This window comes from Glutamicibacter nicotianae, assembly GCF_002797775.1.
Taxonomy (GTDB): Bacteria; Actinomycetota; Actinomycetes; order Actinomycetales; family Micrococcaceae; genus Glutamicibacter; species Glutamicibacter nicotianae.
Map to the genome: position 1 here is coordinate 2194925 of NZ_PGEY01000001.1, position 13085 is coordinate 2208009.

13 protein-coding genes are annotated in these 13085 nt (G+C 65.4%); 4 read left to right on the top strand and 9 right to left on the bottom strand.

Going from position 1 to position 13085, the window contains the following annotated elements; all coding sequences use genetic code 11:
- Positions 1 to 115 precede the first annotated feature (115 nt).
- The gene (locus ATK23_RS10175) at positions 116 to 1045 is read left to right on the top strand and encodes a LysR family transcriptional regulator (protein ID WP_066141432.1); all 930 of its coding nucleotides are present in this window, start codon (positions 116 to 118) and stop codon (positions 1043 to 1045) included.
- Here ATK23_RS10175 and ATK23_RS10180 read toward each other — a convergent pair.
- Positions 1042 to 1584 carry a P-loop NTPase family protein gene (locus ATK23_RS10180; RefSeq protein WP_066141435.1) on the bottom strand — a complete coding sequence of 181 codons (543 nt, stop codon included), beginning with the start codon at positions 1582 to 1584 and terminating at the stop codon, positions 1042 to 1044. The two genes, ATK23_RS10175 and ATK23_RS10180, sit on opposite strands and share 4 nt — an antisense overlap.
- A gap of 195 nt (positions 1585 to 1779) precedes the next feature.
- Complete coding sequence (locus ATK23_RS10185; protein ID WP_066141438.1) at positions 1780 to 3156, bottom strand: MFS transporter; 1377 nt, start codon at positions 3154 to 3156, stop codon at positions 1780 to 1782.
- A 171-nt stretch (positions 3157 to 3327) separates the two neighbouring features.
- Here ATK23_RS10185 and ATK23_RS10190 point away from each other — a divergent pair, with 171 nt between their 5' ends.
- The gene (locus ATK23_RS10190) at positions 3328 to 3681 is read left to right on the top strand and encodes a CHY zinc finger protein (protein WP_066141442.1); all 354 of its coding nucleotides are present in this window, start codon (positions 3328 to 3330) and stop codon (positions 3679 to 3681) included.
- On the opposite strand, the gene ATK23_RS10195 is transcribed toward ATK23_RS10190, so the two are convergent.
- Complete coding sequence (locus ATK23_RS10195; protein ID WP_066141444.1) at positions 3678 to 4127, bottom strand: universal stress protein; 450 nt, start codon at positions 4125 to 4127, stop codon at positions 3678 to 3680. The genes ATK23_RS10190 and ATK23_RS10195 overlap by 4 nt on opposite strands.
- A gap of 45 nt (positions 4128 to 4172) precedes the next feature.
- On the bottom strand, positions 4173 to 5378 hold the full coding sequence (locus ATK23_RS10200; protein WP_066141448.1) for an NAD(P)/FAD-dependent oxidoreductase: 1206 nt from the start codon (positions 5376 to 5378) through the stop codon (positions 4173 to 4175).
- A 217-nt stretch (positions 5379 to 5595) separates the two neighbouring features.
- Here ATK23_RS10200 and ATK23_RS10205 point away from each other — a divergent pair, with 217 nt between their 5' ends.
- Positions 5596 to 6786, top strand: a complete 1191-nt coding sequence (locus tag ATK23_RS10205; protein WP_066141452.1) for a S8 family serine peptidase — start codon at positions 5596 to 5598, stop codon at positions 6784 to 6786.
- A 16-nt stretch (positions 6787 to 6802) separates the two neighbouring features.
- Positions 6803 to 7021 (top strand): hypothetical protein, encoded by a 219-nt coding sequence (locus tag ATK23_RS10210; protein ID WP_170041003.1) that lies wholly within the window; start codon positions 6803 to 6805, stop codon positions 7019 to 7021.
- Between the two features lie 4 nt (positions 7022 to 7025).
- Here the strand turns inward: ATK23_RS10210 and purU are convergent, their stop codons facing one another.
- From purU to ATK23_RS10235, 5 genes are all read right to left on the bottom strand, one after another.
- Positions 7026 to 7886 carry a formyltetrahydrofolate deformylase gene (purU, locus tag ATK23_RS10215; RefSeq protein WP_066141459.1) on the bottom strand — a complete coding sequence of 287 codons (861 nt, stop codon included), beginning with the start codon at positions 7884 to 7886 and terminating at the stop codon, positions 7026 to 7028.
- A 174-nt stretch (positions 7887 to 8060) separates the two neighbouring features.
- The gene (locus ATK23_RS10220) at positions 8061 to 8669 is read right to left on the bottom strand and encodes a sarcosine oxidase subunit gamma (protein WP_066141462.1); all 609 of its coding nucleotides are present in this window, start codon (positions 8667 to 8669) and stop codon (positions 8061 to 8063) included.
- Positions 8662 to 11559, bottom strand: coding sequence for a sarcosine oxidase subunit alpha family protein (locus ATK23_RS10225; RefSeq protein ID WP_066141465.1), 2898 nt, complete (start codon positions 11557 to 11559; stop codon positions 8662 to 8664). Before ATK23_RS10225 ends, ATK23_RS10220 begins: the two co-directional genes overlap by 8 nt.
- The gene (locus ATK23_RS10230; protein ID WP_066141468.1) at positions 11556 to 11855 is read right to left on the bottom strand and encodes a sarcosine oxidase subunit delta; all 300 of its coding nucleotides are present in this window, start codon (positions 11853 to 11855) and stop codon (positions 11556 to 11558) included. The genes ATK23_RS10225 and ATK23_RS10230 overlap by 4 nt, the downstream gene beginning before the upstream one ends.
- Before the next feature lie 11 nt (positions 11856 to 11866).
- Positions 11867 to 13084 carry a sarcosine oxidase subunit beta family protein gene (locus tag ATK23_RS10235; protein ID WP_066141471.1) on the bottom strand — a complete coding sequence of 406 codons (1218 nt, stop codon included), beginning with the start codon at positions 13082 to 13084 and terminating at the stop codon, positions 11867 to 11869.
- Between the last annotated feature and the right edge of the window lies 1 nt (position 13085).

Here is a 13085-nt window from a genome sequence, read left to right on the forward strand (position 1 = left end):
GTCCTTGTCAGGCCAGCGTAGGATGCCTGTCGGGCCGTACTCAATGCTCCGCGGCCCGGCAATTGCGCAAGCCCGGTGTGCGCTAGCGCACACCGTCCATGGCAGACTGGGGATCATGGACCGTCCGATCGATTACCGCCATCTCGAATCCCTCATTGCCCTGCTGACTGTTGCACGCTTGGGCCGCTACACCGCCGCCGCGAATGTCCTCGGGGTGAACCACTCGACGATTTCCCGTCGCATCGACGCACTGCAAAAAGCGATGGGCGGCCACCTGCTCACGCGCACCCCCAACGGCTGGGAACTGACTGATCTGGGACGCCGGGCCATGGCCAGCGCTGAAACCATCGAGCAGGCAGTGGAAGCCATCGGCGCCGAGAAGGACACCGGAGCGCTGGCAGGCCATGTGCGCGTCGCGGCCCCCGATGCGTTCAGTGCGCACCTCGCGGCGCCGGCACTGGCCAAGCTCCAGGTGAAGCATCCGCAACTGGTCTTCGAGATTGTTTCGGAAACCACCCGTGCACGGCAGACCCGAACCGGCATGGACTTGGAGATTGTCATCGGCGAACCCCATGTCCGCAAGGCGGCCTCGATAAAGCTCCTGGATTACGAGTTGCGGCTCTACGCCACTGCCGAATATCTGGAAAGCCACGGCACGCCGAGAACCATCGAGGATCTGGCAGGGCATAGCTTGAACTACTACATCGACACCGCCCTGACGGTAGACAAGCTCGATGATGCCACCGGAGCCTTGCCGCTGATGCACCGCGCGATTTCCTCCACCAGCATCGCGGTGCAATATGCGGCCACCATGAACCATGCAGGCATCGGATTGCTCCCCACCTTCCTCTCGGAGCACTACCCGAATATGATTCCAGTGCTACATGAGCAGTTCACCTACCAATCCGAATATTGGCTGGTGGGACGCGAAGAAGCCTTGCGCAGCCGTGCGGTCCAGGAAACGGTGCGCGCACTGCACGATGCGGCCGCCGCCGGCGACTGGTTCATTCCGCCGTTCCCCGTGCCGAGCACGTCCAAAAGCTAGGGTGTTCGAACTGGTTCCCAATCCATGATGGCCGGGCACATCTGTGCCGTTGAGTGCGCGCTGTCCAAACGGAGCACCGGGCGGGCCTCGTTCTTCAACCATGACTCGTGGTGGGCGCGGCTGCGTCCGCTGAAGTCCGGGTCATCATAGCCAGCCGCCCACAGCATGAATTGCTCCACGGCCCCTGAGTGCGGAGCCTGCCCGGACTGGCGTAGCTGCTCCCGTTCAGCAAGCCGCCGCAGGCGCACGCCCGGATCCAGCGTCAAGAACACGAAGGCATCGCAGTGGGCCAGGACATCATTCCCCCACCCCTGCATGGATCCCGAAAGCACCCACGCGCTGCGTGGCACGAAGATCTCGTGCATGAGCTTGGAGCGTTCAGCTGGCGCTCGCTGCTGGGAGTAGGGCGGGTCGGTGGGGATCCAGAAATAGTCGTCGCTATCGGCATGCGGGACCGACCAGGCATTCGCCACGGCACGGGCAAGTATCGTCGTACCACTGCCGCTGGCACCGAAGATATTCAGCCTGCACTGCTTCATCTGGAGCTCCCCTGCCTGGCTGCTTTCTCATTGTTCTCCCGATGGCTCCGATGCCACCAGCAGCATGTGGCTACCAGAATTGCAGATCGAACCAGTCCCGGCAAACAATCTCTCTGCCCGTTGGATGCGGGCACGCCAAAGGCCAGTCCCTGCAACGGAACTGGCCTCCGGCTTGATGTTCGATCCTCCGACTTACTACTGCATCTTCATTTCGGCGCTCGAAGCGGCCTCGCCGTTCAACGCCAAGCGGTCAGCCTCGTCGATCTCGCCGAGATCTAGCCCCTTGGTTTCCTTCATGAAGTACACCGCCACCATGGTGACTGCTGCGGCGAAGACAATGTACCCGGCGACCGGTACCCAGGATCCGTAGACCTTCAGCAGGAAGGTTGCGATAATCGGTGCCATCGAACCGGCAACAATTGAGGTGACCTGGTAGCCCAGCGAGACACCCGAGTAGCGCATGCGGGTCGGGAACATTTCCGCCATGATGGCCGGCTGCCCAGCATACATCAGGCCATGCACGAACAGTCCCAGCATGATGGTGGCCAGGATGACCGCATCGTTTCCAGTGTTGAACAGCGGGAAGGCTGCCACGCCCCACACTGCCATGAGCACCACGCCGGTGGCATAGACCGGTCGACGTCCGCGGCTGTCGGTGAAGCGTCCAACAATTGGCACCAGGATGGCGTGGAAGACGTGTGCCACAAGCATCAGGCCCAGAATTGTGGAGGTGTCCATCTTCAGCTGGGTGGCCATGTAGGTGATGGAGAAGGTGACCACCATGTAGTACATGATGTTCTCGCCGAAGCGCAGCCCCATGGCGGTGAACACCCCGCGCGGGTAGCGCTTGAATACTTCGCCCACGCCATAGCCGGCGGCCGCGTTCTGTTCCAGCTCCGCCTTGGCTTCCTTGAAAATCGGGGCATCGGAAACACGGGTGCGGATGTAATAGCCCACTACCACGATGACCACCGAAAGCCAGAAGCCGATGCGCCAACCCCATGCCAGGAAGGCAGCCTCGCTGAGCGTTGCCGAGAGCACCAGCAGCACCACCGTGGCCAGCAGGTTGCCCACCGGCACTGCGGCCTGCGGCCAGGATGACCAGAAGCCGCGTTCCTTGTTCGGCGAATGCTCGGCCACCAGCAGCACCGCGCCGCCCCATTCCCCGCCAACGGCGAAGCCCTGGGCGAAGCGCAGCACGATCAGCAGGATCGGTGCGGCGTAGCCGATCGAATCGAAGGTGGGCAGGCAGCCCATCAGGAAGGTGGTTGCGCCGACCAGCACGATCGCCACCTGCAGCAGGTGCTTGCGTCCGAACTTGTCGCCGAAGTGGCCGAAGACGATGCCGCCGATCGGGCGGGCAATGAAGCCGACCGCGTAGGTCAGGAAGGCCTTGATGATGTTGTCCAGGTCGTTGCCGGTATCCGGGAAGAAGATCTTGTTGAAGACCAAGGTGGCCGCAGTCGCGTAGAGGAAGAATTCATACCATTCGACGACGGTGCCAGCCATGGAGGCTGCTACGACCCGGCGCAATCCCTTGCGCTCGGCCTTCGATGACGTTTCGCTTGCCACTGTGCGTTCCTTCCGCCTTCGCCAGTACCCCCTGCGGGACCAGCTTCATCAGCGAGTATGGCCTAGATCACATGGCGAAAGATAGGCGGAAAGAGGCATAGTTGGAGGCAGTTTCTGCACATTCAGCGTGCATTTTTGCACATGGCGTGGCCACTCGCGGAAGGGTTGACGATGACAGCTTGGGAAAACGCAGGGCACCAGGTCGCGTTGCGCGGCGTGCGCATGGACGTGCACACCCGTTGCGCCCACTACCACTCGCTGATCGATGTGATTGCGCTCAAGCACCACTGCTGCGGCATCTACTATCCCTGCCACCTATGCCATGGCGAACTCGCCGGCCACGAAGCAATGCCGTGGCCGGCGGACAAATTTGATGAGCCTGCGGTGCTCTGCGGGGTCTGCAGCACGCAGCTGAGCCCCGCCCGGTATCTGGAAGCCGATTCCTGCCCCCACTGCCAGGCGCTATTCAATCCCGGCTGCAAGGCGCATCGGCACCTGTACTTCGAGGTGGAATCAGGAGCCTAGTCCCACGGCAGGTCGTTCTCCTCTGCAGGCTGTTGCGGAACCACCAGCACCGGCCGATGCTGCTTGTGGGCCAGCGCCACGGCAATCGACCCGTCGAGCAGCTGGGCCATCTTGCTGCGGATCCCCGGTCGGCGGGTGCCGATGACGATCATCTGCGCATCCAGCTGTTCCGCCACCGCTGCCAGCACCTTAGCCGGTTCACCGGCCACGGTATAGCTCTCGAACTCCACGCCGGCCACCGCCGAAGCGATTTCCCAGGCGAGCTCCTCGGAGACCGGGTCAGCCGAGGCCAGCAGGTCGCCTTCGGACAGCTTGTCGGTAATCAGTCGTCCGTAATCTGCATGGATGCACACCAATCGTGCATCCAGCCCGCGAGCCAGCGAGGCGGCCGCTGCCAATACCGCCGGCGACATGCCTGTTTCCACGCCCACGACCATGGTGCTCATCAGCTATTCCTGCTTTCCTAGTCGGTCCATTCCTTGCTGAAAATCCTAGAGGTCGCCAAGCTCAATGCCCGTATCCGCCAGGCGTTCGGCTGGAATCTCGCGGCCCACCAGTTCGCGCAGCTGATCGTTGACATCCCAGATGTTCACGTTGGCTGCCGCCGTGATCCGTCGGCCGTCCTGCCAGAACAGCAAAAATTCCCCGCTCTCCACAGAGCCGCGGACTACCGAAGTGTCATCCGGCGAATTGTGCCCCACGTATTCCATCCCCAGATCGAACTGGTCGGTAAAGAAATACGGGAGCCAGTCGTAGGATTCTTCCTCGCCCATCAGCGTCGCGGCCGCGAGCTTACCCTGGCGGATGGCATTGTCCCAGTGCTCCACGCGCAGCTGCCGGCGCAGCCTGGTATTGAAAGCCTGGGCGATATCCCCCACCGCGAAGATCTTGGAGTTGCTGGTGCGCAGCGACGCATCAACGATGACTCCCGAATCCACGTCCAGCCCGGCAGTCTCGGCCAGTTGCAGGTTGGGGCGGGCACCGATGGCCAGCAGCACCACGTCGGCACGCGAAGACCCGGCATCGGAGAGCACCTGCAGGTGCCCGTCAACCTGCTCGATGCCCTGGGCCCGCGCGGTGCGCACATCCACGCCATGGCGTTGGTGCAGTTCCAGCAGGTAGTGCCCGAAGCGTTCGCCGAAGACCTTGGCCAGCGGCACCTCGGAGGGAGAATAAACGGTGACGCGCGCACCGCGCTGGCGTGCGGTGGCAGCGACTTCCATGCCGATCCAGCCCGAACCGATGACCGCCACCTGCGCGCCCTCGGTCAGTTCTGCGCGCAGCGACTTCGCATCTGCCAGGGTGCGCAGCACGTGCACGCCTGGCAGGTCATAGCCGGGCATCGGATTCTCGCCGCCCAAACTGGCCCGCGAACCGGTCGCCAAAACCAGCTGGTCGTAGTTCACCGCCCTGCCATCGGCCAGCAGCACCTGCTGCTTGGCAGTTTCAACGCTGATCGCCGGGACGCCCAGCCGCAGGGAGACATCATGCTGCTCATGCCACGGGGCATCGTGGACGGTGAAGGACTCTGGCTCGTCCTTGCCCTGCAGGAATCCCTTGGACAGCGGCGGGCGCTCATAGGGAAGCTCGTTCTCCTCGCTGATCAGCGTCAGCGCCCCGGCGTAGCCGCGTTCACGCAATTCGCTGGCAACCGTAGCGGCGGCCAGGCCGCCACCGGCAATGACGATCGATTCCATGCTCTACCCAACTCCTCGACGGCGATATACCTCGATCGTGGCACGCCGGCAACGCGCTGGCAAGAGCCGGGACCGACTTCGCCGAACGCTTCCTCCCACAGCGCAAGAACCAGGGGTTACTAGGCGAATTCTGGCAATTCCAGCCGATGGGGGCGCAATTGTCGCTGGCTGGCGGTATGGTGCCAAGTACCTCGGAGAACCAGCTAAGGAGCCAGCCATGTACACCGCCCGCCACCGGAGCACCGAAGCCGCTGAAGTCCCCGGCCGCTATGTGCTCGTCTTCGACCAGCCAGCAACCGGAACCCCGGGCATCGCCCAGGCCCAGCGCTACACCGAACTGCCCCAGCTGCTCAGCGAGCAGGGCTATTCCACCAGCGAATACTTCCCGATGCTGGGCATCGCCGTGGTCTCCAGCGGCACCGACCAGCTGGAGGACTTCCGCCAGCGCTGCGCAGGGCACCACCTGCCTGCCGCGGTGGTGCCGGAGCTGGTCTACCGGATCCTGCCAGAGGCCTCCGCAGCCCCGGGCCAGTCCTCGTTTGCGGACACCGCGGACTACACGTGGGGACTGCAGGCCGTGGGCGCCTCGCTCTCGAACTACACGGGCAAGGGTATCAACGTGGCAGTGCTGGATACCGGATTCGACAGCGCGCACCCTGATTTCGCCGGCCGCACCGTGAGCGCCAGGTCATTTGTCGAAGGCGAGGACGCCAGCGACGGCCATGGGCATGGAACGCACTGCATCGGCACCGCCTGCGGTCCGCGCGATCCGCAGCAGGGTCCGGGCTACGGGGTCGCTTCGGAAGCGAATATCTTTGCCGGAAAGGTGCTGGGCACCGATGGTTCGGGCTCCGACTCCACGATCCTGGCCGGAATCAACTGGGCGCTGGAGAACAAGTGCGAGGTCATCTCGATGTCCCTGGGCGCCGATGTGAAAACCGTGCACCCACCCTATGTCACCGCGGGACGGCGCGCCCTGGAGCTGGGCTCGCTGATCGTGGCTGCCGCCGGCAACAATGCGCAGCGCTCCGCCGGGAATCCGGGGTTCGTCGGTGCGCCGGCCAACAGCCCCTACATCATGGCGGTGGCTGCAGTGGATTCGGCCCTGGCCATTGCCGACTTCTCGGCGCAGGCGCTGGATACGGAGGGCGGGAACGTGGATATCGCCGGCCCCGGCGTGGACATCTATTCCGCGTGGCCGGGCGAACAGCGCTACAACACCATCAGCGGCACCTCGATGGCCACCCCGCATGTGGCCGGCGTGGCAGCGCTTCTGGCCGAATCCACCGGGCTGCGTGCCCAGGAGCTGTGGGACAAGCTGCTGTCCACCTCCCGCGATATCCCGTTGCCGGCCGAGGATGCCGGTGCCGGGCTGGCCCAGGCCCCCGCCGGAGCGGAAGGCCAATAGGATGTGCGGCGACACAGTGCATATTTATGTGATCACCGTGGCGGCCACGGTGGCCCCCGAGTCCATCGTTGATGAGCTGGCGGCCCACGGGCTGCGGGTCAAGCAGGTGCTCGCTGCCCTGGGCCAGATTATCGGCGAGGGCAGCGAGCAGGTGGCCGCAGCGCTGCGCCAGCTCGACGCGGTCGAATCGGTGGATGCAGAGCAGCACTACCGGGCAATCGGCGAGGAGCGCTAGCTAGCTAACGCAGGATCACCGTGCGGTTGCCGTAGAGGAAGACCCGGCCCTCGCAGTGCCAGCGCACCGCATTGGACAGCGCCTTGCATTCGGTGTCGCGGCCGGCGGCGACCAGGTCCTGCGGGCCAAAGGTATGGTCCACTTCCACGACCTGCTGGGCGATGATCGGGCCCTCATCCAGCTCGGAGTTCACGTAGTGGGCGGTGGCGCCCACGGTCTTCACGCCGCGCTCCCAAGCCTGGTGGTACGGCTTGGCGCCCTTGAAGGAGGGCAGGAACGAGTGGTGGATGTTGATCGTCTTGCCGGTCAGCTCGCGTGAGAGCTCGTCGGAGAGCACCTGCATGTAGCGGGCCAGGACCACCAGCTCCGCTTCGTGCTTGCTGATCAGCGAGAGCAGCTCGGCCTCGGCCTGCGGCTTGGTCTCCTTGGAGATCGGCACATGGTAGTACGGGATGCCGTGCCACTCGACCAGCGACCGGCTGTCCGGGTGGTTGGAGACCACCGCGACGATCTCGATCGGCAATTCGCCGGTGCGGGCACGGAAGAGCAGGTCGTTGAGGCAGTGGTCGAACTTCGAGACCATGATCAGCACCTTGGTCTTCTCACCGCGTTCGCGCAGCTGCCAGTCCATCTCGAACTGCTGGGCCACCTCAGCGAATTCTGCACGCATCTGCTCCAGCAGGTCGGCTTGCCCCTCTCCGGCGAAGTCCACGCGCAGGTAGAGCCGGCCGGCGGCCATGTCGTCGAATTGCTTGAGCTCGACGATGGTGCGTTCGTGCTTCAGCAGGAATCCGGTGACCGCGTTGACGATCCCCATTCCCTCGGGGCATTGCAGGGTCAGCACGTGGCGGATTTGCTCGCTCATGATTGCTTCAGGTCCTTTCGGCTAGCGGGTTAGACAGCACTGTGCCAGAGCCGGTGTCCGAACGCCACGAACCGGCCGGATTGTTGATTTGCATGCTTGTGCTTTGGTCTTTGCGGGTATAGGCCAGTCCGGCCCCGCCCCGGCGTCGGGACGGGGCCGGATCAGCCGGTGCGGCTACGGAACCGGTGGTGCGGCGAACTCCGCCATGGCGTCGATCAGCCAGTGCACGGTGTGCTCGGTGAACGATGCGCGCGGGAAAATCCGCCAGCTGGTTTCGCCGGTGCGCCACAGCAGCACCGGAATGTTCGCCAGCGAGGTGGTGATCGCCTGGTTCACGCCGAAGGCTCGCGGGTGCAGGTCCGCCGGGCAGCTCTTGCGCAGCACCAGCGGCGCATCCGGGCCTTCCAGTTCCAGCACCGAGCGGTTGGCCGAGAGGTCGACCACCTGCCCGGGCTCATCGCCCAGGGCGGCGGCAAGCGCACCTGCCAGTTCGGCGTTCTCCGGGCTGGTAGCCAGGAACTCGTCCGGGCCCAGCCAGAGCACCGCAGTGCCCGATACGTCGCCAGCCACCTGGCCCACCGTGGCGGGCAAGCCCACGCCGGTGGCCGCGGACAGCGCCGCGTGGGCGGCTCCGCCCGGTGCGCTGCGCAGCGAGATCTGGGTGGTGAACGCGATTTCGCGCAGGGACACGCGGCCGGCGACGCTGGCCGCCTCCATCTGGGCTGCCAGGTGCTGCGCCGGCGAGCGGCGCACGTCGGTGTCAATCAGGGTGTCGTTAGCCATCACGGCGGCTTCCTTCCGGGTCGAAGAGAACGAGTTCGGAGACCTGGACGTCGACCAGCTGGCCGCCGACCGGGGTCTTGAGCACTTCGCCGATGCGGTTGCGCCCATTCTTGATCAGCGCCAGGCCGAAGGTGCGCCCCAGGGCCGGCGAGTTGTACGAGCTGGTGACCCAGCCTTCCATCGGGGTGATGCCATCGGTGGCCAGCGCGTCGGCGGCCACCAGCGCCGCGCCTTCGGGCAGGCGCAGCGAAGAGTCCACCGGCAGCACCGAAACCAGGTGCTTGCGGTCCTCGCGCACGTTGTCGGCGCGGCTGTAGGAGCGCTTGCCGACGAAGTCCTTGAGCTTGGAGACCACCCATTCCATGCCTGCATCCTGAGGGGTCACCGTGCCGTCGGTATCCTGGCCGACGATGATGAATCCCTTCTCGGCGCGCAGCACGTGCATGGTTTCGGTGCCGTACGGGGTGATGTTGAATTCCTCGCCGGCGGCGTACACATCTTCCCAGACGCGCAGCCCATGCCAGGCAGGGATCGCGATCTCGAAGGCCAGTTCGCCGGAGAAGGAGATGCGGCTGATCCGCGCCTCGATCCCGGAGTCCAGCACCACGTCCTTGAAGGCCATGAACTTGAAGCCCTCGTTGGACACGTCCACCGAGCTGGCCAGCTTCGCGATGACCTCGCGGGACTTCGGCCCGACAACCGCGACGGTGGCCAGCTGCTCGGTCACCGAGGTGCAGGTGACGTCCAGTTCAGGCCATTCGGTCTGCAGCCATTCTTCCAGCCAGTCCAGCACGTCGGCGGCGCCGCCGGTGGTGGTATGCATCAGGAAGCGGTCCTCGGCAAGGCGCAGGGTCACGCCGTCGTCGAAGATCATGCCGTCGGCCTTGCACATCACGCCGTAGCGTCCCATGCCGACCTTCAGCTTGGTGTAGCCGTTGGTGTAGATGCGGTTGAGGAACTCGGCGGCGTCCTTGCCGCGGATCTCGATCTTGCCCAGCGTGGTGGCATCGAGCATGCCCACCGAAGCGCGCACCGCGGCGGATTCGCGGTAGACCGCCTCGTCCATGCTCTCGCCCGGCTGCGGGTAATACCACGGACGCTTCCACTGCCCGACGTCCTCGAACTCGGCGCCGTGCTCCACATGCCAGGAGTGCATCGGGGTGATGCGTGCCGGATCCAACAGCTGCCCGCGGGTGCGTCCGGCCAGCGCTGCGAAGGCCACCGGGGTGTACGGTGCGCGGAAGGTGGTAGTGCCGATCTGTGCCGGGTTCTCGATGCCCAGCACCGCGGCGATCACGCCGATTGCCGCGACGCCCGAGGTCTTGCCCTGGTCGTTGGCGGTGGAGATCGAGGTGTACCGCTTGATGTGCTCCACCGACTGCATGCCGGCGCCGGTGGCGCGCAGCACGTCGGCCACGGACTGGTCGCGCTGCAGGTCCACGAAGTGGGTCTTGTAGTTAGAGGCGTCGTCGCCGTTCAGCGAGGGCACCAGCCAGACCGGACGGGTTTCCCCGGCCGGGACGGCTACCGCCTGCGGTACCTGTGCGATGCGCTCGAAGCCTGCTGCGCTGGCTGCCGCGGCGCCGGTGGCGGCCCCGGTGCTGAGCGCACTCGCGGTGTCGAAGCGGCCGGTGACAGCGCCGGCCAGGTGCTGGTTGGCCACTGCGGCGGCCGGGACGAAGGCGTGGATCGCAGTGTCCCAGTCCAGCTTGCCCTGGCGCTGGGAGTGCAGGTGCACCACCGGGTTGAAGCCGCCGCCCACGGCCAGCACGTCGGCCTCGAAGCGCTGCGGCGCACCGAGGTTGCGCTGCTCGTCCAGCTCGGCGACGATCACCGCCGACAGCTCGCCGGAGGCATCCGCTTCGGTGTCCACCACGACGGAGCCGGTCAGCACGGTGACCCCGGCGGCCACTGCTTCCGCGGCGGCCGCAGAGACGGTGGTGCGTGCGTCGATGACTGCAACCACCCCGCCGGTGGCTGCCAGGTCGGAGACCAGCGGGTAGACCGAGTCGTTGGTGGTGGCCACCACGATCTGCTGACCGGCGCGCACGCCGTAGCGGTTCAGGTAGCTGCGCACCGCGCCGGCGAGCATGATGCCCGGGCGGTCGTTGTTCTCGAACACGATCGGGCGCTCGTGGGCGCCGGTGGCCAGCACGACCTGCTGGGCGCGGATGTGCCAGATGCGTTCGCGGGAAACGCCGTCGCCGGCCGGCCCGTCCAGGTGCACGGTGCGGCGCTGCGCGGCGATCAGGTAGTTGGCATCGTAGGAGCCGAAGACGGTGGTGCGCTGCAGGTGGGTGGTCTCCTCGGCGGCTGCCAATTCGGCGGCGACCGTGTCGATCCACGCCGCGGCGTCCACGCCGTCGATCTGCTCGCCGGCCGCATCGCGCAGGGTTCCACCGGCTTCGGCACGCTCGTCGAGCAGCATTACCCGGGCGCCGGAGCGCGAGGCCTCGCGGGCCGCGGCCAGGCCTGCAGGCCCGGCGCCGACCACCAGCACGTCGGTATGCACGTGGACGTGGTCGTAGTAGGCGGGGTCCTCGTTCGGATCCAGCACGCCCAGGCCCGAAAGCAGGGTGGCTTCCAGCGAATCGGTGACCGGGACGGTGGTGGCAGGCAGCATCGATTCGGTGATGTCCTGGCTGTGCCGGGCACCAACGGTCACCAGCGCATTGGGTTCCTCGACCCCGGCGGCGAAGATGCCGCGCGGACGGTCCAGGTACAGCGAGGTGCCGCATGAACGCATCCCGTTGGCCAGCATTGCGCTGGCCACGGTGTCGCCGCGGAAGGCGGAAAGCTGCTGCCCGTTCACTCTCAGGGCCAGTGCTTCCTCGCGATTAATGCGGGCGCCGGCGCTGTGCGCGGCGGCAAGGCGCTGGGACTTGCTCATCGGGTGCCTCCTTCGGTGGCCTGGATTTCTGGACGGGCTTCCCCGGCCCGGTAAACGGCTTTGAATTCATAGGTGACGGTGTCGCGCAGGGCGTTGAACCACTTGCGGCATCCGCCGGCGTGGACCCAGCGTTCGGCGAAGATGCCCTTCTTGTTCTGCCGGTAGAACAGGTAGCGCGACCATTCCTTGTCGCTCAGCGCGTTCGGATCCGCCGGATAGGCCACATGGGCTTCTCCCCCGTACTTGAATTCGTTCTCGTTGCGTGGCCCGCAGTTCGGGCAATCAATCTGCATCATGGCGGTTGCTCCTAGTGTGCGACGGCTGCTGCGCCGTGCTCGTCGATGAGGTGGCCGGTTTCGAAACGCTCCAGGCTGAACGGCTTGTTCAGCTCATGCGGCTCGTCGTGGGCGATGGTGTGCGCCATGGTGAAGCCGGCGCCCGGGGTACCCTTGAAGCCGCCGGTGCCCCAGCCGCAGTTCACGTACAGGTTCTGGATCGGGGTCTTGGAGATGATCGGCGAGGCGTCCATGGTGGTGTCCACGATGCCGCCCCAAGTGCGCAGCACATGCGCCCGGGCGAAGATCGGGAACAGCTCCACCGCGGCGGCCATCTGCTCTTCGATCACGTGGAACGCGCCGCGCTGGCCGTAGCCGTTGTAGCTGTCGATGCCCGCGCCCATGACCAATTCGCCCTTGTGCGCCTGGGAGACGTAGACGTGAATGTGGTTGGACATGACCACCGTCGGGTGCACCGGCTCGAACAGCTCGGAGACCAGGGCCTGCAACGGGTGGGACTGGATCGGCAGCTCGAAGCCGGCCATCTCGGCCAGCACCGAGGAGTGCCCGGCGCCGGCGAGGGCGACCTTGCCGGCGTTGATGGTCCCGCGCGTGGTCTTCACGCCGGTGACCTTCTCGCCATCCTTGATGAAGCCGGTGACTTCGCAGTTCTGGATGATGTCAACGCCCATTTCGTTGGCCTTGCGGGCGAAGGCCCAGGCCACGTGGTCGTGCTTGGCGATGCCGGCGCGCGGCTGCCAGGTCGCGCCCATGACCGGGTAACGGATGTTGTCGCTCACGTTGATGATCGGGCAGGCTTCCTTGACCTGCGATGGGTCCAGCCATTCGGCATCCACGCCGTTGAGCTTGTTGGCTTCCACACGGCGCACCGACTCGCGCACATCCCCTAGGGTGTGGGCCAGGTTCATCACTCCGCGCTGGGAGAACAGGAAGTCATATTCCAGGTCCTCGGGCAGCTGTTCCCACAGCTTCAGCGACTTCTCGTAGATGCCTGCCGACTCGTCCCACAGGTAGTTGGAGCGGATGATGGTGGTGTTGCGGGCCATGTTCCCGCCGGCCAGCCAGCCCTTTTCCAGCACCGCCACATTGGTGATGCCGTGGTTCTTGGCCAGGAAGTAGGCGGTGGCCAAGCCATGGCCGCCGCCGCCGACGATGACGACGTCATAGGACTTCTTCGGTTCCGGGTTATTCCAGAGGAATTCCGGGTGTTCTGGGAGCAAATCAGCCATG

Excerpts from the sequence above, each read along its gene's own strand:
- ATK23_RS10175 (WP_066141432.1), top strand. The coding sequence starts at position 116 with ATGGACCGTCCGATCGATTACCGCCATCTCGAATCCCTCATTGCCCTG.
- ATK23_RS10200 (WP_066141448.1), bottom strand. The coding sequence starts at position 5,378 with ATGGAATCGATCGTCATTGCCGGTGGCGGCCTGGCCGCCGCTACGGTT.
- ATK23_RS10230 (WP_066141468.1), bottom strand. The coding sequence starts at position 11,855 with ATGATGCAGATTGATTGCCCGAACTGCGGGCCACGCAACGAGAACGAA.
- ATK23_RS10190 (WP_066141442.1), top strand. The coding sequence starts at position 3,328 with ATGACAGCTTGGGAAAACGCAGGGCACCAGGTCGCGTTGCGCGGCGTG.
- ATK23_RS10180 (WP_066141435.1), bottom strand. The coding sequence starts at position 1,584 with ATGAAGCAGTGCAGGCTGAATATCTTCGGTGCCAGCGGCAGTGGTACG.
- ATK23_RS10235 (WP_066141471.1), bottom strand. The coding sequence starts at position 13,084 with ATGGCTGATTTGCTCCCAGAACACCCGGAATTCCTCTGGAATAACCCG.
- purU (WP_066141459.1), bottom strand. The coding sequence starts at position 7,886 with ATGAGCGAGCAAATCCGCCACGTGCTGACCCTGCAATGCCCCGAGGGA.
- ATK23_RS10205 (WP_066141452.1), top strand. The coding sequence starts at position 5,596 with ATGTACACCGCCCGCCACCGGAGCACCGAAGCCGCTGAAGTCCCCGGC.
- ATK23_RS10195 (WP_066141444.1), bottom strand. The coding sequence starts at position 4,127 with ATGAGCACCATGGTCGTGGGCGTGGAAACAGGCATGTCGCCGGCGGTA.
- ATK23_RS10220 (WP_066141462.1), bottom strand. The coding sequence starts at position 8,669 with ATGGCTAACGACACCCTGATTGACACCGACGTGCGCCGCTCGCCGGCG.
- ATK23_RS10225 (WP_066141465.1), bottom strand. The coding sequence starts at position 11,559 with ATGAGCAAGTCCCAGCGCCTTGCCGCCGCGCACAGCGCCGGCGCCCGC.